The organism is Thalassospira alkalitolerans (assembly GCF_002115745.1).
Lineage (GTDB): Bacteria > Pseudomonadota > Alphaproteobacteria > Rhodospirillales > Thalassospiraceae > Thalassospira > Thalassospira alkalitolerans.
In genome coordinates, this window is the sequence record NZ_JFKB01000013.1 from 49923 (window position 1) to 71863 (window position 21941).

The 21941-nt window shown below is 54.2% G+C and carries 19 protein-coding genes; 5 read left to right on the forward strand and 14 right to left on the reverse strand.

Going from position 1 to position 21941, the window contains the following annotated elements:
- Nucleotides 1-8 precede the first annotated feature (8 nt).
- The 4 genes from cysN to TALK_RS17010 all read right to left on the reverse strand — a co-directional run bounded on the left by cysN (nt 9) and on the right by TALK_RS17010 (nt 5046).
- Nucleotides 9-1928, reverse strand: a complete 1920-nt coding sequence (gene cysN, locus TALK_RS16995) for a sulfate adenylyltransferase subunit CysN (RefSeq protein WP_085620345.1) — start codon at nt 1926-1928, stop codon at nt 9-11.
- Nucleotides 1928-2821, reverse strand: a complete 894-nt coding sequence (cysD, locus tag TALK_RS17000) for a sulfate adenylyltransferase subunit CysD (RefSeq protein WP_245830006.1) — start codon at nt 2819-2821, stop codon at nt 1928-1930. The genes cysN and cysD overlap by 1 nt, the downstream gene beginning before the upstream one ends.
- Nucleotides 2822-3015: 194 nt before the next feature.
- A complete protein-coding gene (locus TALK_RS17005) occupies nt 3016-3477 on the reverse strand; it encodes an Lrp/AsnC family transcriptional regulator (protein ID WP_085620347.1) in 462 nt (153 codons plus the stop codon).
- Nucleotides 3478-3633: 156 nt separating this feature from the next.
- Nucleotides 3634-5046, reverse strand: a complete 1413-nt coding sequence (locus TALK_RS17010; protein WP_085620348.1) for an aminotransferase — start codon at nt 5044-5046, stop codon at nt 3634-3636.
- A gap of 204 nt (nt 5047-5250) precedes the next feature.
- On the opposite strand from TALK_RS17010, the gene TALK_RS17015 reads away from it, so the two are divergent.
- Nucleotides 5251-5550 (forward strand): hypothetical protein, encoded by a 300-nt coding sequence (locus TALK_RS17015; RefSeq protein WP_085620349.1) that lies wholly within the window; start codon nt 5251-5253, stop codon nt 5548-5550.
- A 16-nt stretch (nt 5551-5566) separates the two neighbouring features.
- Here TALK_RS17015 and astB read toward each other — a convergent pair whose 3' ends face one another.
- The 4 genes from astB to TALK_RS17035 are packed head-to-tail and all read right to left on the reverse strand — an operon-like array spanning nt 5567 to nt 10691.
- Nucleotides 5567-6928 carry an N-succinylarginine dihydrolase gene (astB, locus tag TALK_RS17020; RefSeq protein ID WP_085620350.1) on the reverse strand — a complete coding sequence of 454 codons (1362 nt, stop codon included), beginning with the start codon at nt 6926-6928 and terminating at the stop codon, nt 5567-5569.
- The gene (astD, locus tag TALK_RS17025; RefSeq protein WP_085620351.1) at nt 6925-8406 is read right to left on the reverse strand and encodes a succinylglutamate-semialdehyde dehydrogenase; all 1482 of its coding nucleotides are present in this window, start codon (nt 8404-8406) and stop codon (nt 6925-6927) included. Before astD ends, astB begins: the two co-directional genes overlap by 4 nt.
- A gap of 20 nt (nt 8407-8426) precedes the next feature.
- Nucleotides 8427-9446, reverse strand: coding sequence for an arginine N-succinyltransferase (locus TALK_RS17030; RefSeq protein WP_085620352.1), 1020 nt, complete (start codon nt 9444-9446; stop codon nt 8427-8429).
- Between the two features lie 3 nt (nt 9447-9449).
- Nucleotides 9450-10691 carry a hydrolase gene (locus TALK_RS17035; RefSeq protein WP_085620353.1) on the reverse strand — a complete coding sequence of 414 codons (1242 nt, stop codon included), beginning with the start codon at nt 10689-10691 and terminating at the stop codon, nt 9450-9452.
- Between the two features lie 232 nt (nt 10692-10923).
- Between TALK_RS17035 and TALK_RS17040 the strand changes: the two genes are divergently transcribed.
- Nucleotides 10924-12153 (forward strand): aminotransferase-like domain-containing protein, encoded by a 1230-nt coding sequence (locus TALK_RS17040; protein WP_245830001.1) that lies wholly within the window; start codon nt 10924-10926, stop codon nt 12151-12153.
- A 32-nt stretch (nt 12154-12185) separates the two neighbouring features.
- Nucleotides 12186-12590: a (R)-mandelonitrile lyase gene (locus TALK_RS17045; RefSeq protein WP_085620354.1), complete on the forward strand. Its 405-nt coding sequence runs from the start codon at nt 12186-12188 to the stop codon at nt 12588-12590.
- A gap of 166 nt (nt 12591-12756) precedes the next feature.
- On the opposite strand, the gene TALK_RS17050 is transcribed toward TALK_RS17045, so the two are convergent.
- The 4 genes from TALK_RS17050 to TALK_RS17065 form a co-directional block, all read right to left on the reverse strand.
- Entirely contained in the window at nt 12757-12879 is a 123-nt protein-coding gene (locus TALK_RS17050; RefSeq protein ID WP_085620355.1) for a DUF2474 family protein, read from the reverse strand.
- On the reverse strand, nt 12879-13871 hold the full coding sequence (gene cydB, locus TALK_RS17055) for a cytochrome d ubiquinol oxidase subunit II (RefSeq protein WP_425444027.1): 993 nt from the start codon (nt 13869-13871) through the stop codon (nt 12879-12881). The genes TALK_RS17050 and cydB overlap by 1 nt, the downstream gene beginning before the upstream one ends.
- Nucleotides 13872-13873: 2 nt before the next feature.
- Entirely contained in the window at nt 13874-15259 is a 1386-nt protein-coding gene (locus TALK_RS17060) for a cytochrome ubiquinol oxidase subunit I (protein ID WP_085620385.1), read from the reverse strand.
- A 200-nt stretch (nt 15260-15459) separates the two neighbouring features.
- On the reverse strand, nt 15460-16356 hold the full coding sequence (locus TALK_RS17065; protein WP_342746139.1) for a LysR substrate-binding domain-containing protein: 897 nt from the start codon (nt 16354-16356) through the stop codon (nt 15460-15462).
- 108 nt (nt 16357-16464) lie between these two features.
- On the opposite strand from TALK_RS17065, the gene TALK_RS17070 reads away from it, so the two are divergent.
- Nucleotides 16465-17469, forward strand: a complete 1005-nt coding sequence (locus TALK_RS17070; RefSeq protein ID WP_085620357.1) for a YeiH family protein — start codon at nt 16465-16467, stop codon at nt 17467-17469.
- A 164-nt stretch (nt 17470-17633) separates the two neighbouring features.
- Here TALK_RS17070 and TALK_RS17075 read toward each other — a convergent pair whose 3' ends face one another.
- Together TALK_RS17075 and adh are read right to left on the reverse strand one after the other, a co-directional pair.
- The gene (locus TALK_RS17075; RefSeq protein ID WP_085620358.1) at nt 17634-18038 is read right to left on the reverse strand and encodes a DUF779 domain-containing protein; all 405 of its coding nucleotides are present in this window, start codon (nt 18036-18038) and stop codon (nt 17634-17636) included.
- A gap of 64 nt (nt 18039-18102) precedes the next feature.
- Nucleotides 18103-19623 carry an aldehyde dehydrogenase gene (gene adh / locus TALK_RS17080; RefSeq protein ID WP_085620359.1) on the reverse strand — a complete coding sequence of 507 codons (1521 nt, stop codon included), beginning with the start codon at nt 19621-19623 and terminating at the stop codon, nt 18103-18105.
- A 375-nt stretch (nt 19624-19998) separates the two neighbouring features.
- On the opposite strand from adh, the gene TALK_RS17085 reads away from it, so the two are divergent.
- Complete coding sequence (locus TALK_RS17085) at nt 19999-21933, forward strand: sigma-54-dependent Fis family transcriptional regulator (protein ID WP_085620360.1); 1935 nt, start codon at nt 19999-20001, stop codon at nt 21931-21933.
- Nucleotides 21934-21941: the final 8 nt, after the last annotated feature.

Genomic DNA, 21941 nt, shown 5'->3' on the forward strand with positions numbered 1-21941 from the left:
GATCAGGATCAGATTTCCGGGTACCACGCACCCAGAACACCGAATTCTTCAAGCTTGGCAACGATGACCTCGGCGGCCTGCTCGGCCGTTTGGTCCGAGGTATTTACCGTAATTTCCGCATTCGTTGGTGCTTCATACGGGCTGTCGATCCCGGTGAAATTGGCGATTTCGCCCGCACGGGCCTTTTTATAAAGGCCCTTCACGTCGCGTTGTTCGCAGACCTCAATCGGGGTGTCGATGAACACTTCGATGAACTCGTCATCATCGACAAGCGAGCGCGCAAACTGGCGTTCGCTTCGGAACGGCGAGATAAAGGATACCAGGGTGATAATCCCGGCATCGACAAACAGCTTGGCGGTTTCGCCGACACGGCGGATGTTTTCCACCCGGTCGGCATCGGTAAAGCCAAGATCCTTGTTCAGGCCATGACGGACATTGTCACCATCAAGTGTATAGGTGTGCTTGCCCATGGCATGCAGCTTTTTCTCGACCAGATTGGCAATGGTCGATTTACCTGCGCCTGAAAGACCCGTGAACCACAGAACGGCCGATTGTTGACCTTTCTGATAGGCACGGGACTTTTTGTTGATGTCCATTTCCTGCCATTTGACATTGGTCGCACGGCGCAGCGAATGGTTGACCATGCCCGCACCGACCGTGGCATTGGAATAGCGGTCGATGATGATGAAACGGCCTGAATGACGGTTTTGGTCATAGGGGTCAAAGGCAAGCGCCTTGTCGGTCGAGATATTGGCAATACCAACTTCGTTCAGTTCAAGCGTCTTGCCAGCCATATGTTCAAGCGTATTCACATTGACCTTGTATTTCAGGTCGCTGATCTGTGCGTTGGTGACCTGCGCGCCCATCTTGATGATATAGGGGCGTCCAGGTAAAAGATGGTCTTCATGCATCCAGATGATGCGGGCTTCGAACTGGTCGGCAAATTCGGGGCAGGCATCTGGCGGGGCCAGAACATCGCCACGCGAAATGTCGATTTCGTCTTCAAGTGTCAGCGTCACGGCCTGACCGGCAAAAGCCTGATCAAGATTGCCGTCATAGGTGACGATTTCTTTGACCTTGCTGGTCTGGCCCGATGCGGTGACGGCAATCGGATCGCCTTGTTTGACAATGCCCGATGAAATGGTGCCGGAAAACCCGCGGAAATCAAGGTTCGGGCGGTTGACCCACTGAACCGGCATGCGGAATGGCTTGTCGATCGCATCCTGTTCGACCTGAACGGTTTCAAGATGCGCCAGTAATGACGGGCCTTCATACCAAGGCGTATTTGGGCTGGCGTCAATCATATTGTCGCCGCGAAGGGCCGATAACGGGATTGCTGTGATCGAGCTATAGCCAAGGTCTTTGGAAAATTCCCGGTATTCGGCAACGATGCTGTCAAATTTGGCCTGATCATAGTCGATCAGATCCATCTTGTTGACGGCCAGCACCACATGCTTGATGCCAAGCAGTGACGTGATAAAGCTGTGGCGGCGCGTTTGGGTCAAAATGCCCTTGCGCCCATCAATCAGGATGACGGCGACATCAGCAGTCGAGGCCCCGGTTGCCATATTGCGGGTGTATTGTTCGTGGCCCGGCGTATCGGCAACGATGAATTTACGTTTGTCGGTCGAGAAAAACCGATAAGCGACATCAATCGTGATGCCCTGTTCGCGTTCGGCCTGAAGTCCGTCAAGTAACAGGGCAAAATCAATTTCGCCGCCCTGTGTGCCAACCTTGCGGCTATCAGATTCAAGGGCGGCCAACTGATCTTCAAAAATCAGTTTGGAATCCCAAAGCAAGCGGCCGATCAGGGTGGATTTACCGTCATCGACGCTGCCACACGTGATAAACCGTAACAGGCTTTTTTCTTCCTGCGCCTTAAGGTAGCCGAGAATATCATCGGCAATCAGGTCTGATTTATGTGCCATCAGAAGTACCCTTCCTGCTTTTTCTTTTCCATCGACCCGGCTTCATCATGGTCGATCATGCGCCCCTGTCGCTCGCTCGAGCGGGTCAGCAACATTTCCTGGATAATGTCGGGCAGGGTGGTGGCTTCTGATTCAACCGCACCCGTCAACGGGTAGCAGCCCAGCGTTCTGAAACGCACCGATTTCATTTCCGGAGTTTCACCGGGGTTAAGCGGCATACGGTCGTCATCAACCATGATCAGCATACCGTCACGTTCGACAACCGGGCGTTTTGCCGAATAATACAGCGGCACAATCGGGATTTGTTCCAGATAGATATATTGCCAGATATCAAGCTCGGTCCAGTTCGAGATCGGGAAGGCGCGTATGCTCTCGCCCTTGTTGATCCGTGCGTTATAGATATCCCACAATTCCGGGCGCTGTTTTTTGGGATCCCAGCGATGGGTCTCGGTCCGGAATGAAAACACGCGTTCTTTCGCACGTGCCTTTTCCTCGTCACGACGTGCGCCACCAAAGGCCGCATCAAATTTGTATTTGTTCAGCGCCTGTTTCAGGCCTTCGGTCTTCATGACGTCGGTATGCAGGCCCGATCCATGGGTGAACGGCCCAATGCCACGATCAACACCGTCCTGATTGATATGGACAATCAGATCGAACCCGTATTCAGCCGCCATGCGGTCGCGAAATTCGATCATTTCGCGGAATTTCCACGTGGTATCGACATGCATCAACGGAAAGGGCGGCGGGGCCGGATAAAATGCCTTGCGTGCCAGATGCAATAGCACCGATGAATCCTTGCCAACCGAATACAGCATCACCGGGCGCTCAAATGACGCTGCCACTTCGCGGATAATATGGATACTCTCGGCCTCAAGCTGGCGGAGATGGGTCAGTTTCGGCTGCATTCTCTTTCCTGACGATCAATCAACACATATTTTGGTGTTTATAATTGTATTTCACTTAACTTCGATGGGTAATATGTAATTTGCTTTGATGCAAGCGCGATCTACCCAAATTACACAAAAAAGATCACACGATGCAGTTTAGTACAAATTAATTATGTTCTTTTGGTGTTTTCTTTATGGTTTTAGACCGGATAACCCTTGAACGCCTTGGTCTGGGCAAGGGCGACATGGCCGATGAATTTGGTGATGCCAAGGTTGCCGTGGATCATGTCTTCGGACAGGGAATGATAATGCTGCACATCGCGGCAAACAAGGCACAGCATATAGTCATAGGGCCCTGAAATCCGATAGGCGGCGACGACTTCGGGGATGGTCTTGGCAGCATCGGCAAAGCGTTTGAAATCGGCGGTGGTTTTACCTGTCAGGGTGACTTCGGCAAAAACCCGGACATGCGGGCAGATTTTTTCGATATCAAGCACCGCACGATAGCGTTTAACCACGGCCTCTTTTTCAAGCTTTTTGACCCGGTCAAGGCACGGGCTGGGGCTTAGCCCCACCAGCTTTGACAGGGCCAGATTGGTCAGCTTGGCATTGGCCTGAAGCGCACGCAGGATTTTAAGGTTGATCTGGTCGATCTTGATCATCGGGGTCGCCGTTATCTTGTTTGCGCCACCTTACACGCAAAGTACCGGGAACAAAACAATCTGAAAAAAGAACCCGGCTGAACATGTCAGCCGGGTAAGTCCGTTGATAACAGGGTTGGTGTTACCAGAAGGTACGAATAAAATACTGGGGCGGGATCAGGCGGCCATGCCCTTGCGTTCTTCGGCGTTAAGCTCGCCCATCACCTGATTGATGCCTTTTTTGATCGCATCAACCATCTGATCTGCTTCGGATAGGGTCAGTGTCAGCGGCGGTGAAAAGGCAAGGCTGTCTGCGGTCGGAAGCGGGCGGACAATCACGCCATGATTGCCAATCGCCACCGCACAGCGTGCGGCGATCTTGTGTTTCAGGTCGAACCCGGTTTTGGTATCGCGATCCGCCATTAATTGCAGCGCGCCCAAAAGCCCAACCCCGCGAATTTCGCCGATATGGGCGTGATTGCCAAATGTATCGTTCAGTTGAGCATGCAGGTAAGCACCGGTTTGGGCCGAATTTGCGACCAGATTTTCACCTTCGATGATTGCCAGATTGGCTAATGCCACGGCCGATCCGACAGGATGCCCGGAATAGGTAAAGCCATGGGCAAAGGCGCCAAGTGTTGCCGAGCCATCGCGCAGGACCTTCCAGATGTCATCGCTGATAAAGGCCGCCGACATCGGGAAATAACCACTTGTCAGGCCCTTGGCGGTCGCGATCATATCCGGGCGAATGTCATAAAGCTGATGACCAAACCAATGCCCGGTCCGGCCATAGCCGCAAACGACCTCGTCACAGATGAACAGAATATCGTGCTTTTTCAGGATTGCCTGAACGGCGGCGAAATACCCTTTGGGCGGGGTAATCACGCCACCGGCCCCCATGATTGGTTCTGCGATGAAGGCCCCGACGGTTTCCGGCCCTTCGGCGAGGATCAATTCTTCCAGCTCGCGCGCTAACCGGGTTGAGAACTCTTCTTCGCTCTCGTTAAATCCGGCTTCGCGGTAATAATGCGGTAGCGACGTGTGTTTGACTTCGGGGATGGGCAGACCGAAATTGCGGTGAAACGATGCCAAGCCGGTCAAGCTCGCGGTTGCAATTGTGGTGCCGTGATAGGCTTGGCGCCGGGCAATGATCTTGCGTTTTTCCGGCTTGCCGCGAAGCCCGTTGTAATACCAGACAATCTTCATCAGCGTATCATTGGCATCCGATCCAGAACTGCCAAAGAATACCTTGGTGATATGATCGGGCATCTTGGCGATCAGCTTTTCCGCCAATTCGATCTGGGCCGGGTTGGATGCCCCGGCAAAGGTATGGAAATAGCCCATCTGATCGGATGCGGCCTTCATCGCATCGCCGATCTCGGTCCGGCCATAGCCGATATTCATGCACCAAAGCCCACCAACCCCATCGAGCATTTTCTTGCCCTCGGTATCGGTGATGAATGCGCCCTTGCCCTCGACAAAGATACGGGCCGGGCCGTTATTGGAAACATCGGCAACAACCGATGCCGGATGCAGGATATGGGCAGCATCGGATTTTCTCAGGCGTTCGGTATCATATTGGGTCGACATGGCAGGTCTCCCGAGATGGGTTGGGGGTGGGCGGGCCGTGCAGGGGCGTTCGTTATTTTGAACATTCTGCCATGGTGCGGACCGTATTAAATTTCGAAGCCGATACGCATCACGGCAGAGAATGCGGTTAAATGATATTGATTACTCAACCCTTGATCGTTTAAATTAAGTTATTCTCTTTTTGGATGCATTTTAGGGGCGCATATGTCTGAAATAATTTGTCCACACTGTCATACTCTTGCAATGAGAGGTGCAAATGTTTGTGTTGGATGTCAAGCTGAGGTCGTTTACGGTTCTACGTTCGGTGAGATGAAGCAGGGTGCTATATTTGGTGCTGTGATTTTCATTATTGTCGAGGCACTTATTTTAAGTGGGTTGGATATTTCTTTTGAGTTCAACTATTACCTTTTTGGAGCCGCTGTTGGCGCTTTTATAGGTTTTTTCTTGGCAGCAAGAGCACATGATGGATCGACGAGATTTTTTCGCGTTTATCACCGCAAGTAATTCGTCATCAATATTTTCAATTCACGTGCTGAAAATCATAAATCGGACCAAGATCAAGCAACTGCGTCAGTTCGTCCAACGCAGTGCGGACCTCAAAAAGAAGTAGTGGGTCGCGGAAATCTTCTGCACTTAGTCGGTCGCGATAATGTTTTTCGACCCAGGCCGTCAGTTCGGTAAAGCGCTGATCATTGATCAGGCTGTGCTGGTTGGTGGCGGCCAATTCAGCCTCGGTCAAAGCGACGCGCAGGCGAAGGCAAGCCGGACCACCACCATTGCGCATGCTTTGGCGCAGATCGAAAAACTTGATCTGTTTGATTGGGGTCTTACCCTTGCCAATCAGGTCATAAAGATAATCCCGCACCGATATGGTTTCTTTGGCCTCGGTCGGCAGGATCAGCATCATCTGGCCGTTTTCCGGCAAGCGCAAAAGTTGTGAATTGAACAGATAGCTTTTGACCACATCGGAAAGCGGGATGGCGCTTTTCGGGACTTCGATATGGGTGAAATCGGCAATACCAGCCATCTTGCGTTTGATGTCATCAAGGACGGCGGGCGTATCAACAAAGGCATCCTCGTAATGGAACAGCACATTGCCATTACCGACTGAAATCACATCATTATGAAACACCCCGGCATCAATCAGGTCCGGGTTTTGCTGTGCATAGACAACACTATTATCTGACAGGCCGTGATGGCGGGCAATCGCGCTGCTGGCCTCATATGTCTGGCGGGCCGGATAACGACCGGGGCGGGTTTTTCCGGCTTCGAAGGCATGGCGGCCATAGACGAAAAATTCAACACCGCGTGCACCGTAATCGCCACAAAACCGGGTGTGATTGGCTGCACCCTCGTCGCCCATATGGTCCGTGCCGGGCAGGGCGGCATGATGGGTGAAATGATTGGCATCGGCAAAGGTCGCGGCAAGCGCACGGCCTGTCACCGAATGTTCGATCGACCGGTGGAACATCGCGCATAAATTGGCCGGGGTGAAATGCACCTTGCCATCACCTGTATCCCCACTGGGCGAAACGGTTGCGGCATTGGCCGTCCACATCGGCGATGCCGATGACGTGGCCAGAACAAGGTTGGGATTGGTTTTCCAAGCGGACGCCAAAACATCGCCATCCGACCCGGTAAAGCCAAACACATCGCGCAGGGTTTTGACATGCGGGCGTTCATGGGGCGGCAATACGCCCTGCACAAAGCCCATATCGTGCAAGGCCTTCATTTTGGTTAGGCCCTGAAGGGCGGCCGATTTTGGATCGGAATGGGTGCTGGCATTGCTGGTCGATGCAACATTGCCAAAGCTTAATCCGGCATAATTATGGGTCGGCCCGACCAGACCGTCAAAATTGGCCTCGATGGCATATCTGGTCATGGGCGGACTCCTTTGGGCGCGCTTTCGGGGGCGATCAGTTTATCGGTCTGAAGGGTCGCGACCGGCCATGCGCAATAATCGGCGGCGTAATAGGCAGACGGGCGGTGGTTGCCGCTATCGCCGATGCCGCCAAACGGGGCGGCACTGGATGCGCCGGTCAATGGTTTGTTCCAGTTCACAATTCCGGCCCGGCTTTCATGGATGAAGCGTTGCCACAGTTTGGCGTTATCGGACAGCAATCCGGCGGCAAGGCCAAAACGGGTATTATTGGCTTCAAGGATCGCGTCATCAAATCTGTCGACCCGGATGATTTGCAAAATCGGGCCAAACAGTTCCTCGTCCGTGCGGTTCTTTACGTTGGTAACGTCAATCAGGCCGGGGGTTAACAACGGGCGCGCTGCATCCGGGCGCGTCATTTCACGAATGATTTTGGCCCCACTGGCAACAAGTTTTGCCTGTGCCGCTATCAGGGAATCTGCCGCCCGGTTGGAAATCACCGGTCCCATAAAGGGCTCGGGATCATGGTCTGGCGCGCTGACAATCAATTTACCGGCATAGGCATCAATCGCGGCAATCATCGCATCGCCCTTTGCGCCCATGGGCACAATCAATCGGCGCGCACAGGTGCACCGCTGACCCGCCGTGATAAAGGCCGACATAACGGTATGGTGGGCAACCGCATCAAGGTCGGCGGCATCCCAGATTACCAGCGGATTATTCCCGCCCAGTTCAAGGGCCAGGATTTTACCCAACTGTCCGGCAAAGGCACGGTGCAAATGGCTTCCGGTTGGAACACTGCCGGTAAAGAACAGCCCGTCAATGCCGGGATGTTCGGCAAGGGCCGCGCCAGTATCACGTTCGCCCTGCACAAGGTTCAAAACTCCGTTTGGCAATCCAGCCCGTTCCCAAAGCTTTACGGTCGCCTCGGCAACAAGCGGGGTCAGTTCGGATGGTTTGAACACCACGCAATTGCCCGCCAAAAGAGCCGGGACGATATGGCCGTTCGGCAGATGGCCGGGGAAGTTATAGGGGCCGAATACCGCCACTACGCCATGGGGTTTATGGCGCAAAATTGCTTGCCCGCCACCCGGTGCATCGCCGTGGCGCGTGCCGGTGCGCTCATGATAGGCCTTGATCGAAATCGCGATCTTGCCTGTCATGGCTCCCACTTCGGTTAAGGATTCCCAATGGGGTTTTCCGGCATCAATGCTGATCGTGCGGGCCAGTTCTTCCTTGTGCTCGCCCAGAAGGCAGGCAAACCGTTCAAGGATTTCGATCCGTTCATTCAGGTCGCGTTGTGCCCATGCCGGAAAGGCATTTCGCGCGGCAATGATCGCGGCGTTAACATCATCATTACTGGCGGAATGGCCCTGCCAGACAGTATCGCCATTTGCCGGGTTTTCAGCGCTAAACGCTGTGCCATTGCCGGTTTGCCACTGACCATTGATAAAGAGGGCGGGGTTTGATGTTTGGGCCATGTTGCCTGCTCCTGTAATGCTTAATCGGTGACGAAACGGATCTGATCGCCGGGGTTCAGGCCAAGGATTTCGGCCTGAACGCGATCCAGATCGACGTGATTGCCATCAACGATCGTCATGTAAAGCCAGCTTGCCTGATAATCGGAAAGGTCAAGCGTGCAGGCAAGGTGACGTTCCATCGATGGGGAATGGTCAATCGTCTTGCGCACGGTTGCGATTTTCGAATGGCGAATGGTGCGAATATCGTTCAAAAGGACATCAACGCATGGCCCGCCGTCAAAAATATCGACCGCGTTCGAAAACCGGAAACCTTCCTTTTTCAAAAGGTTCAGCGCCGGGCGCGTTTCATCATGGGTCTTGCCGATCACATCCTGCGCGGCCTTGGGCAGCATTTCGATATAGATCGGATATTTCGGCATCAGATCGGCGATGAACTGGTTATTGCCAATGCCCGAAATGTAATCCGCGTCGGGGAACGGGATATTAAAGAAATGCGATCCAAGGGCCTCCCAAAGCGGTGATTTGCCGTTTTCATCCTGCCAGCCACGCATTTCGGCCATGACCATTTCCGAAAACCGTTCCTTAAAGCACCCCATCAGTAAATAACGCGAACGTGCCAAAAGCTGCCCATTGCCGTCCTTGCGATATTCTGGATCAAGGTAAAGCGTGCCAACCTCGGTCGCCCCCTGATAATCGTTCACCAGGGTCAGCAGGCGTGATGTGACGGTGACGTTCAATTCATGGGAATATTGCGTCAGTTTCAGGATTTTATAGTTATAAAATGCTTTCGATAACCCGACCCCGGCATAGATCGCGCAGGTGCCTGCAACCTTGCCATTGCGGGTATCTTCCAGAACCATGAAATAGCTTTCGCCACCCGGCCCGTTGGCATCCGCACCAAATGCGTCGATGCTTTCAACAATGCGGGCTTCAAGGACGTCACGATTGGCCGGAAGGGTGGTTAATCCCTTGCTTGCCGAGGATGCCAGATCAACCAACCGGTCAAGGTCGTCCATTCGGGCAGGGCGCACACGCATCATGATCTATATCTCCGTCTTTTTTAATGCGTCGGGCAAATCGCCCGCACCGGCTTTCATCAGGATCAGGGCCGAAAGGCGCGCACGTTCGATCAGGCTGTCGAGTTTGACAAACTCCTGATCGGAATGGATCAGGCCGCCGCGCAGGCCAAGGGTGTCGATATTGGGCAACCCGGCCTCGGCCAGATTGTTGCCATCGCAACAGCCCCCGGTGGCCTTCCATGCGATATCAAGGTCAAGGTCATGGCCCAGTTCGCGGACCCATTCAAAAAGGGCCAGGGTCTTGCCTGCCATCGGTTTCGGTGCGCGGCCAAACCGGCCATGAAGCTCTGCGGTAATGCCGTCACGGGTGTTAATTGCCATGATCACCTTGGCAATTTCGTCTTCGGCTTGATGGCGTTCGTCATGGTTTGAAACGCGAACGTTAAAGCGCACAACCGCGGTGTCGGGCACCACATTAACCGGCCCGCCACCGTCGATTTTACCGATGTTAAATGTCGCCTTGCCGACCTTGCCATTCAGTCCATCAAGGCGCATGACGCAATCGCTTGCCGCGACCATCGCGCTGCGCCCGGCATGGAATTCGCGGCCCGCATGGGCGGCACGTCCCTTGATCCGGATGGAAAAATTACCCGATCCTTTGCGCGCCCCGGCAAGGGTGCCGTCTTCAAGGGCGGGTTCATACAGCATGCCAAAATCGGCGGCGCGTGCCTGTTCGGCCAGAATGGCAGCCGATCCGATCGATCCGGTTTCTTCATCCGGGTTCAGGATAACGTCCCATCCAATACCATTGGCAAAGGGGCTTCGTTCCAATGCGCTTAACGCATTCAGGATCGTCAGGATGCCGCCCTTGGCATCGGCCACACCCGGCCCGTTTAATGTGTTCTCATCAATCAGGCGCGGCGTTTGAAAAGGACTGTCGATGGCAAATACCGTGTCATAGTGAATGCACAGCAAAACCCGAACCGGGGCTTGGGGCCGTTTGGAAAAATGCAAAACCTTGCCATAACGGACCGGTGCGATGCTGCCATCGGGCGCAACGGCCTCGGTATCGGGCAGGTCGATTTCGCGGGTTTGCGCATCCAGTTCTGCAAAGGCGGTCAGGATTTCGGCCCGCATCCGGTCAAGGCCCTCGATATTGCCGGTGCCGCTATTAATTGCCGACCATGATTTCAGGCGATCAAGTGTTTCATCGTAACGTTGATCAAGCCAGTCAAGCCAAGGCTGAAACTTTGTATATTTGGTCATGATACCCTGTGGGACGGTTTGGCGTTGTTGGTTGTTTATGAATATAGGGTGCCAAAATCCGCCCGGCAGGTGGTGCGGGATCGGGGGATGTAAACGGCATTACGTGCGGTGGGTGAAAACGTAATAAAGAGTAATTTTATTTCAAAATTGACCTCTATTGAAAAACAAACTTGATTTTTATCCATGTTGCTTGCCAGATAAGGACAACAACACTGACCTAAAGAGAAACCTCATGACCATGCCAAAGACCGTCCAATGGAATGACCTGATCGTTCGTGATGCCCGTGCCCTGACAGCATCGGAGATCCGTGATTTGCTAAAAGTGGCCGACCGGCCGGAAATCATCTCGTTTGCGGGCGGTGTGCCCGATCCGTCGCTTTTCCCGCTGGACGCGTTCAATGCGATTTACGCTGATTTGACGTTGGACGAAACGGCGGGGCGGCGCAGCCTGCAATATTCTATCAGCGAAGGTTTGCCAGCCCTTCGTCAATGGATTGCCGATGATCTGGCATCAAGTGGTGCCACGCGCAGCATTGATAACATCCTGATCACCTGCGGCGCGCAACAGGGGCTGGATATGCTCGCCCGGCTGTTGCTCGAACCGGGGCGGGAAATCGTCGTTGAAAAGCCAAGCTATCTGGGCGCGATGCAGGCCTTTTCCATGCGCCGTCCGACCTATGTCGGGGTGAATATGGATGGTGACGGGCCGGTAATTGCCGAACTCGAAGCCGCCTTTGAACGCGGTGCGCGCATTGCCTATCTTGCCCCGGATTTCCAAAACCCGACCGGGCGATCCTATACGCTTGAACGTCGTTTGGCTGTGCTTGAGATTGCGCGCAAATATGGCGCGGTGATCCTTGAAGATGCGGCTTATTCCAAGCTGTCCTATGCGGGGGTGGTTTTGCCCTCTTTGCTTGCTCTTGATGAAACCAATGGCGATCCAAATGCCGGAACGGTTATTCAGCTTGGCACATTTTCCAAAACACTGGTGCCGGCCCTTCGCATTGGTTGGGTCTGTGCCCCGCGCCCTGTGATCGAACGGCTGGTTCTGATGCAACAGGCCAGTGATTTGCACGTTTCGACGATCAATCAGGAAGTCGCCCTGCGTGCCGCCCGCAAGCTGTTTCCGGCCCATCTGGATATTCTGCGGGATGCCTATCGCGGCAAACGCGATACGATGCTGGCCGCATTGGGTGAATTTATGCCCGATACCGTATCTTATACCCGGCCCGAAGGCGGCATGTTCATTTGGTTGACCCTGCCTGAAAATATCGATAGCCGCCAGTTGTTGGAGCAGGCTTTACGCGATGCCAAGGTCGCCTTCGTTCCCGGTCAGGCATTCTTCTGCGATCACACCGGCCGCAATACCGCCCGGCTCAGCTTCGCAACCGAAAAGACCGACCGTATCCGGGATGGCATCGAACGCTTGGCATTGCTGATCCGGCGTGTGCACAATCAGTAAGTGAAGCCACCAAACAAATCCGGAGTATCCGCATGAACATCCAGCGCAATGCATCAAAGGCATCAGCCACGGGATCGGCTGATTATTTTACCGGTTCGGTTCGGATTGACAGCCCGTTTCAAACCTCCGGTCCGGCGCGCGTTGGCGGTGCCATCGTCACGTTCGAACCCGGGGCCCGCACAGCATGGCATACCCATCCGCTGGGCCAGACGATCATCATCACCAGCGGTCTTGGCTGGGCGCAGCGCGACGGCGGAGCCAAAGAAGAAATTCGTCCCGGTGATATCGTCTGGTTCGAACCGGGTGAAAAACACTGGCACGGGGCGACGGACAAAACCGCGATGACCCATATCGCGATAGCGGAATCGTTGAACGGATCGCCGGTTGACTGGCTGGAAAAGGTCGCTGATGACGATTATTTGGCAGAACGCGGTTAAGGCATAAACCGTATCGAAAACCCGTATAAAAAAAGCCCGGCAGGGGTGGGGGACCGTGCTGCCGGGCGACCGAGTGTGTGTTTTGGCGTACACTCGGTATTTCTAGTACAAGCAAGTGTTCGTTCGTTGACGTAGAAGTCAGATGTTTGTGATCAGAAATTTGTTGTTAAACACCCGTCATCAAACTGCGCAGTAAAAGCGATACCGCCCCGACCGCAACAATACCCCCGGCATAAAGGCCGATAAACCAAAGCAGACGGCGGGTTTTCGGGGATGGCGAAAAAGACATTAATGATACCCCTCATCCCCGGTCTTGCCGCGAAATACCCAATAGGCATAGGCGGTATAGGCCAAAATGATCGGGATCAGGATCGCGGCCCCAACCAGCATAAAGGCAAGGCTGTTTTCCGGCGCGGCGGCGGTTCTAAAATCAATCATTGGCGGCACGATATTGGGGTAAAGGGTGATGCCAAACCCAACAAAGCACAGCAAAAAGATCGCCAGCGTAATGCCAAACACGGTCTTTTCACGATGGCTCACCGCCTGCCAAAGCCAATAGAGCAATCCCGTCGTGACAATCGGGATCGGGGCAAGAAAGAACAAATTGGGGACTTCAAACCACCGTGCGGCATAGGCCGGATTGATATAGCTGGTCATTAGCGACACCACGCCAAGATTGACCGCCATCCAAAGCACCGCCGGTTTGGCAAGTTTGCGCAAATTACCTTGAAAATCGCCTTCCATTTTCATGATCAGCCAGCCGGTGCCGAGCAAGGCATACCCGACGACAACGGCCGATGCACAGAACACTGAAAATGGGCTAAGCCAATCAAACGGACCGCCAACGAATTTGGCATTTTCAACGGCAATGCCTTCGATAAATCCACCTAACATCGCGCCTTGCATGGCGGCTGCGATGATTGATCCAGCGGAAAAGGCAAAATCCCAGTGTTTTTGATGGTTTTTGCTTTTGAACCGGAATTCAAACGCCACCCCGCGAAATACCAATGCCAGCAACATGGTGAAAACCGGGATGTAAAACGCCGTCATCAACAATGAATAGGCCAGCGGAAAGGCGGCATAAAGCCCGCCACCACCCAGCACCAGCCAGGTTTCATTGCCATCCCACACGGGGGCAACCGTATTCATCATTTTGCCGCGCTTTGCCGGGTCCTTGATGAATGGAAACAAAATACCGATGCCCAGATCAAACCCGTCCAGCGTGACATAGGCAAAGACGGCAACGGCAATCAACAGAACCCAGATTAGTTGGTAATCCATGATCATTCTCCTGCCGGTGTAATAGTGGGATCAGAAACCGGGCGGCTTCCCGCGCGCAGTACTTCGCCCTTTGGCGTATGGGCAAAACGCGGGTCTGTGTTCATCGCGCGGATGATATAGGCGGTGCCAACTCCAAACACGATGGCATAGACAATAACGAATGCCACCAGCGATCCGGCGATTGCGGCGGGTGCAACCGGTGATCCGGCCTCGGATGTACGCATCAGGCCGTAAACCACCCAGGGCTGACGCCCGATTTCGGTGGTAAACCACCCGGCCAGAATGGCGACAAAGCCGCTGGGGCCCATGATCAGGGCAAAGCGATGCAGCCACTTGCCGCTATAAAGCGATTTGCGCCACCGGGCGATCAGACTGGCAAAGCCAAGCAATGCCATCAAAACACCAAGCCCGACCATGATCCGGAATGTCCAGAAGACGATGGTGGCATTCGGGCGATCTTCGGGGGCGAAATCCTTTAACCCGACAATCTTGCCATCCCAGTCATGGGTCAGGATCATCGAACCCAATTTGGGGATTTCAAGCGCGTATTTGGTTGCTTCTGCATCCATATCAGGCCAGCCAAACAGGATCAGCGGCGCACCATTCTGCGTTTCAAAATGGCCTTCCATCGCCGCAACCTTGGCCGGTTGATGTTCAAGGGTATTCAGGCCATGAATATCGCCCGCTACAATCTGGATCGGGGCGACGATGGCGGCCATCCACATCGCCATGGAAAACATGATGCGCGCGGCGCGGTTTTCGCGATCTCGCAACAAATGCCACGCGCCCACTGCACCAACCACAAGCGACGTGGTCAAATATGCGGCCAAAACCATATGCACCAGCCGATAGGGGAAGCTTGGATTAAACACCACATCCCACCAGCTTTGCACAACCGCCCGACCATTTTCGATGATGTAACCGGTCGGGGTCTGCATCCAGCTATTGGCCGACAATATCCAGAACGCTGAAAACAATGTGCCGATGGCGACCATGGTGGTGGCGGTGAAATGCAATTTCGGTCCGACGCGGTTCAGCCCGAACAACATGATGCCAAGGAACCCGGCTTCAAGGAAGAAAGCGCTTAGCACCTCATAGGCCAAAAGCGGGCCCAAAACCCCGCCGGTAAATTCGGAAAACGGACCCCAGTTTGTCCCAAACTGATAGGACATAACGATGCCCGAAACGACACCCATGCCAAAGGCCAGCGCAAAGATTTTCACCCAGAATTTGTAAAGGGCAAGATAGGCCTCATCGCGCGTGCGCAGCCAAAGGGCTTCCAGCACAAACAGGAAGCTCGCCAGTCCGATGGTAAAGGACGGAAAAATAATGTGAAATGAAATGGTGAACGCGAATTGCACGCGGGCCAATATGTCGGGATCAAGCATTGGCATCAGCATCAGTCCTTTTATCAGGCAAAGCCTTCCTGCCGGGCTGCGTTTTTCGCGGCACCGCGAAATCGCTCATTATATGACCAGACCACGGGGAAACAGCGGGTCAGGTGCCTCGTTCATTAGGATATGTCGATAAATTATCTGCCGAATTTGTGCATTGCGTTTTCGCAATTTTAATTTGGAAAAATTCGATTCTATAGCGCCGATGACGCAAGGCAAATCTTTTCCAGCGCCAGTGAGCTTTGCGTTTGTCGGCGTTCCTTGTGGCGCAACATCATGAATTTGCGCGGGCGGATGTGGAAACCGGCTCGGACAAGCCGACCTTGCGCAATCAGGGAACTGACCGCGAAACTTGAAACCGCCGTGGCGCAGATGCCGGTTTCAACCGCGGTAATCACCGCCTCGTTCGCCGGAAGGGTCAATGCGATCCTGAGCTTGCCGGGGTCGCCGCCTGCTTGGCGCAATGCATTTTCAAATTCGGATCGTGTTCCTGATCCGGCTTCGCGCAGGACCCAACTGCTTTGGGTTGTTAAATCCCGTGCGCTCAGCGGCCTGCCATCGGCCCAGGGATGTTTGGCGGCAACCACCACCACCAGCGCATCCTCGGCAACTTCGCGCATGGCAAGGGCCGGTTCATCAACATCGCCTTCGATAAACCCGATGTCAGCCGCTCCGCCGCGTGCTGCATCGGCCACTGTCTTGGTGTTGCCAATCGTCAGGTTAATTGTAATGCCGGGATATTGATCATGAAATTGCATCAGGAATGGTGGCAGCCAATAACTGGCAATCGTCTGGCTGGCATAAACATTCAGCTCTCCGCGCTGCAATCCGCCAAGTTCGGCCAATGTCAGTTCGGCCGCACGCGCACGCGCCAATGTTGCCTTGGCTTCGCTTAAAAACAGACGCCCGGTTTCGCTAAGCTCGATCCGTCGTCCGACCCGGTGAAACAGCGCAACCCCATAAAACCTTTCAAGGGTCTTGATCGCCGAACTGACCGCCGATGGGGTCAAGCCAATCGCCTCGGCCGCGCGTGTCAGGTGTTCGCGTTCGGCGACGGCAACAAAAATGCTGAGCTGTTCGAGTGTCATCATGGCAGGGACCAATCGTTTAATATAATCGAATGAAATATCCATTTTTATTCGATGGAAGTAAATGATTGATCGTGTGACTTTCCGCCTGTCACATTTCACAGGCGATTTATGTTTTTTAACGTCCATATCAAACCGGTTCTGCCGGGGCTGTTCCTGACCACGGCGGTGGCACTTGTTGCCAAGCTGGCAGAACAGGCTGAACGCACCCTTTTCGGACATGGCTGGATCGAAAGCCTTGTCTTTGCGATCTTGCTGGGGGTGGTGGTGCGATCTGTGTTTGGCCTGTCAAAACCGTTCCATCACGGGGTGCGGTTCTGTGCCAAGACGGTGCTTGAAATTGCGATTGTGTTGCTCGGCGCGTCGATCAGTGCGCAAGCCTTGGGGCAGGCGGGGTTTGGTCTGATCGCTGCCATTATTCTGGTGGTTTGCGCCAGTTTGTTTTTAAGTTTCCATATCGGGCAGGCGCTTGGCCTGTCACGGCATTTATCGATGCTGGTGGCCTGTGGCAATTCGATTTGCGGCAATTCGGCCATTGCCGCGACCGCGCCGGTGATTTCGGCCAAGTCCGATGATGTTGCCGCCTCGATTGCCTTTACCGCCGTGTTGGGCGTGCTGTTTGTCTTTGTCCTGCCGTTGCTTCCGGCGGCTTTGGGGTTAAGCCCCAGTCAGTATGGTATTTTTGCCGGGCTAACGGTTTATGCCGTACCACAGGTACTGGCCGCCACCGCCCCGGCGGGGGCTTTGGCCGTGCAGGTTGGTACACTGGTCAAGCTGATCCGGGTTCTGATGCTGGGGCCGGTGATCTTTACCCTGGCATTGATGAACGGGCGTAAAAGCGACGTTCGCCTGCCGATCATGCAAATGGTGCCTTGGTTCATTATTGGCTTTGTCGCGATGATGGCCGCCCGTTCGTTTGATTTTCTGCCAGATTTGGCGCTGGAACCAATGCGCATCACCTCGTCCTTTCTGACCATCCTTGCCATGGCCGCCCTTGGGCTAAGTGTTGATATTCGCAGCGTCATGCATGTCGGTGGTCGGGTGATTGGTGCTGCTCTTTTATCCCTGACAGTATTATGCGGGTTGGGCCTTCTGGTTCTGGTGATCCTTACCTGATTTCAGATAAAAAAAAGCCCGCCGCCTGATCGGGGGGATGGCGACGGGCGAGGGGAAGATGCGTCCGGCATCTTTTGACATTGCGAACCAAACCCTGTGGGAGACAGTGTTGATCCTTTGGGCAATGTCAGGGGTAGATCTCAGATATGGCTTGGTAATCTTTATTACGGTGCTTCTGCAGGGTCGGATTGCTCGGTCTGTTTTAAAATATTCCATTCATCGTCGGTAAAGATCCGCGACCGGGTCAAAAAGCGTTTGCCTTCTGGCCCCTCAAGCGAAAACATCCCGCCGCGCCCATCAACGACGTCAATGATCAGTTGTGTGTGACGCCAATATTCGAATTGGGCGCGTCCGATATAAAACGGGCTGCCTTCGATTTCGCCCAGCAACACATCCTGATCACCGGTTTTGAACTCGCCAAGTGGAAAGCACATCGGCGCACTGCCATCGCAGCAGCCACCCGATTGGTGAAACATTACCGGCCCGTGGATATCGGTAAGCTTTTTGATCAAGGCGGTTGCTGCATCGGTTGCCGTCACCCTTGCGGGGGGTGGGTCAGTCTTGGTCATATCCGGCTCCTGTATCGGAAACGGGCCGGGCGCACATGATGCACCCGGCCGTCTTGGATATGGATCAGAAGAAGCCCATCGGTTTCGGATCATAGGAAACCAAAAGGTTCTTGGTCTGCTGATAATGGTTCAGCATCATCTTGTGGTTTTCACGTCCGATACCCGATTGTTTATAGCCGCCAAAGGCCGCATGTGCCGGATACAGGTGATAACAGTTGGTCCAGACGCGACCGGCCTTGATATTACGGCCAAAGCGATAGGCGCGCGTGCCATCACGGGTCCAGACACCGGCCCCAAGGCCGTAAAGCGTATCATTGGCCAGTTTAAGGGCCTCCGCCTCGTCGGTAAATGTTGTTGCCGACACAACCGGGCCAAAGATTTCTTCCTGGAAAATCCGCATCCGGTTATGGCCCTTGAAGATGGTCGGCTGAACATAATAGCCGCCTTCAAGGTCACCACCGAGTTCGGCTTTGTTGCCGCCGCAAAGGACTTCTGCCCCTTCCTGCTTGCCGATATCAAGATAGGACAGGATTTTTTCCATTTGCTCGGTCGATGCCTGTGCGCCGATCATGGTGTCGGTATCAAGCGGGTTACCCTGTTTGATCAGGGCCACGCGCGACAGAACATTATCCATGAATTTTTCATAGATATTTTCCTGAATAAGTGCGCGCGACGGACAGGTGCAAACCTCGCCCTGATTAAGGGCAAACATCGTCATGCCTTCGGCCGCTTTTTGGCGGAAATCATCATCCTTTGCCATGATGTCGTCAAAGAAGATGTTGGGCGATTTCCCACCCAGTTCCAGCGTCACCGGAATGATGTTTTCGCTGGCATATTGCATGATCAGGCGGCCGGTAGTGGTTTCACCGGTAAAGGCAACCTTGGCCACACGGCTGCTTTGCGCGAGCGGCTTGCCCGCTTCAACGCCAAAGCCCTGAACAACGTTCAAAACACCCGCTGGAAGCAAATCACCCACCAGATCAAGCAGCACACAGATCGATGCCGGGGTCTGTTCGGCTGGTTTCAGAACAACACAGTTGCCCGCGGCCAATGCCGGGGCCAGTTTCCACACCGCCATCAGGATTGGGAAGTTCCACGGAATGATCTGGCCGACAACGCCCAGTGGCTCGTGGAAATGATAGGCGACTGTGTTATCGTCAATTTCGCCAAGCGATCCTTCTTGTGCGCGGATCGCACCGGCAAAATACCGGAAATGGTCAATCGCCAGCGGAATGTCGGCAGCCATGGTTTCGCGCACGGCCTTGCCATTGTCCCATGTTTCGGCAACTGCCAGCATTTCAAGGTTCTGTTCCATGCGGTCGGCGATTTTATTCAGGGTATTGGCGCGCTCGGTCACCGATGTCTTGCCCCAGGCATCCTTGGCTGCATGGGCGGCATCAAGTGCCTTTTCGATATCTTCCGAACTGGATCGCGCAATCTCGCAGAACGGTTTACCATTCACCGGCGAGACATTTTCGAAATACTGGCCCTTGGTCGGAGCGACCCATTCGCCACCGATGAAGTTTTCATAACGCGATTTGAAAGCAACGACACTGCCCGCGTCGCCCGGATTCTTATAGATCATCTTGGTTCCTCCATGATCGGAAGGCGGCTTTGCCACCCGTTTTTGGTTTTAGCCCTGACATTTTCGCAAGGGCCGTGCCAGAACGGGACAGAAGATCGATTTGATCATTTTCTCTATGTTTAACAAATGGTTGTTGTTGTTTCGGTGTTGATGTTGACTGTGTCATGCCGTCGTTACCGATGGCGCAGTTGGTACAAATTGTCCCATATTCGTGACACTGGGGATTGTGCGGTAACTTCGCGGTGAAACCGTTTGGCGTTTCGGGTGTCGGGTGTGTTACAATCCACACTGTGATCGGACGCGGCAGAAGCCGCAAGCCGGGGGTGATATCCGTCATCCCTGACAAAACACCGACACAAGGGAGATTAACGTCTTATGTCTGGAAACCATCATGGTGGACGGATCGAAGCTGCGTTGCAGTTAAGTGGCGTCGCCCAAAACCGTGCCGTTCTTGAAAGCTGGCAGCGTTGCGAACAACGCTTTGGTCTGGCCCATGACACATTGCGCCGCCCCGAAGTCATGCCGGAAAGCCAAACCCGCCAACGTCGTGACCGCAGCGGGCGGCTTTATCATCATGCTCATGATCTGGTGCGGACGCTCTATCGCAAAATCGATGCCTCGGGCTATGCGGTTTTTCTGACTGATAATGATGGGGTGATCCTTGATAGTGTCGCAGCCCATTCTTTGTTGCCGTCGTTTCGCACCAACGGTCTTTTACCCGGTGCCGTCTGGAGCGAGGAACGCGAAGGCACCAACGGCATTGGCACCTGCATTGTTGAAGGCCGTCCGATCACCATCCACAAGGATGAACATTTTCTATCCCAGCATGCGGTTTTAACCTGTACAGCCGCCCCGGTTTTCGATCCGGAGGGACAGGTCTGTTCTGTTCTGGATGTCTCAGCTGTCCGTGATGATATCAAGCGCACCGATTGTCTGCGGGTGCGCAGCTTGATTGCTGAATATGCCGATGCATTGGAACGCATCTTGTTTTTTGATGAATGTGCGTCCGATCTGATCCTGCATCTTCATGCCGATGCCCAGCATGTCGGATCAACCCGTGATGCCCTGATTTCAATTGGTCCCGATGGCAATATTCGCGGCGCAACCTCGACCGCGCGCCGGTTGCTGGCGGCTGCGGATGATGCGCGTGATGTGCAATCGATGTTCGGCTTTGATCTTGATGGTTTGATTGCGACCCTTGGTGTTGGCGAGGGGGCGGGCGGAACCGGCCATGCCCCGCCAAGTGCCAAGGCATTGCCGGTCAATGGCGGTGGCCTTTTGTTTGGGCAGGTGACCTTGCCCGAAAAACAACGTCGCAAATTCTTATCCATGCGCCCGGCGACGATTTCGTCCCCAACCAATCGCACGGCGGCCAACGAGGCTGACGATATTCCCGATCTGGACCCGGCGATCCGCCGCCTTTACAAAGTCGGCAGCAAGCTTTTGGTCAATCGGATTAATGTTTTGATGTCGGGTGAAACCGGCAGTGGCAAGGAACATATGGCGCGCGCCATTCATGCCGCCGCCGTGGGGGCCAGCAAACCGTTTGTCGCAATCAATTGTGCAGCCCTTCCTGAAAGTCTGATTGAAAGTGAATTGTTCGGCCATGCAGGCGGGGCATTTACTGGTGCTGCCCGCGATGGTTTTGGCGGGCGGATCAAACAGGCCGATGGCGGGACGCTGTTTCTGGACGAAATTGGCGATATGCCATTATCGGCACAGGGGCGGTTGCTGCGTGTGCTTGAACAGCGCACCGTCGAACCGCTTGGCAGTACCAAATCTGTGCCGGTCAATTTCCGTCTGATCTGTGCCAGCAACGTCGATCTGACCCGGGCGGTGGCGGATGGCAAATTCCGCGAAGATTTACTGTATCGGATCAAGGGCGCGCGCCTGTCCTTGCCCGCCCTTCGCGAAAGATCTGATCTGGCGGATTTGGTTATGAGACTTCTCCGCTATATTTCCGGGAATATAGCGGGCGATATACGCTGCTCGGACGAGGTTTTTGAACTGTTGGCCGCACACCCTTGGCCGGGAAATATTCGCGAATTGGTTAATGTGCTTCAATATGCCTGTGTCTTTGCCGAAGGCGGCCTGATCCTGCGATCCCATTTGCCCGATGAATTCCATGAAACTTCGACATGTGATCCAAATCCTGCCGCATCAATCCTTCAACGCGCAGAGGCCGACGCCTTGCGTCAGGTGCTGGATGATCATCGCTGGCATATCAGCAAAACCGCCAAGGCGCTCGGCATCAGCCGCAATACGCTTTATCGCAAGATGGATCGGTTCGATATTCGCCGTAATGCCTGATTACGGTG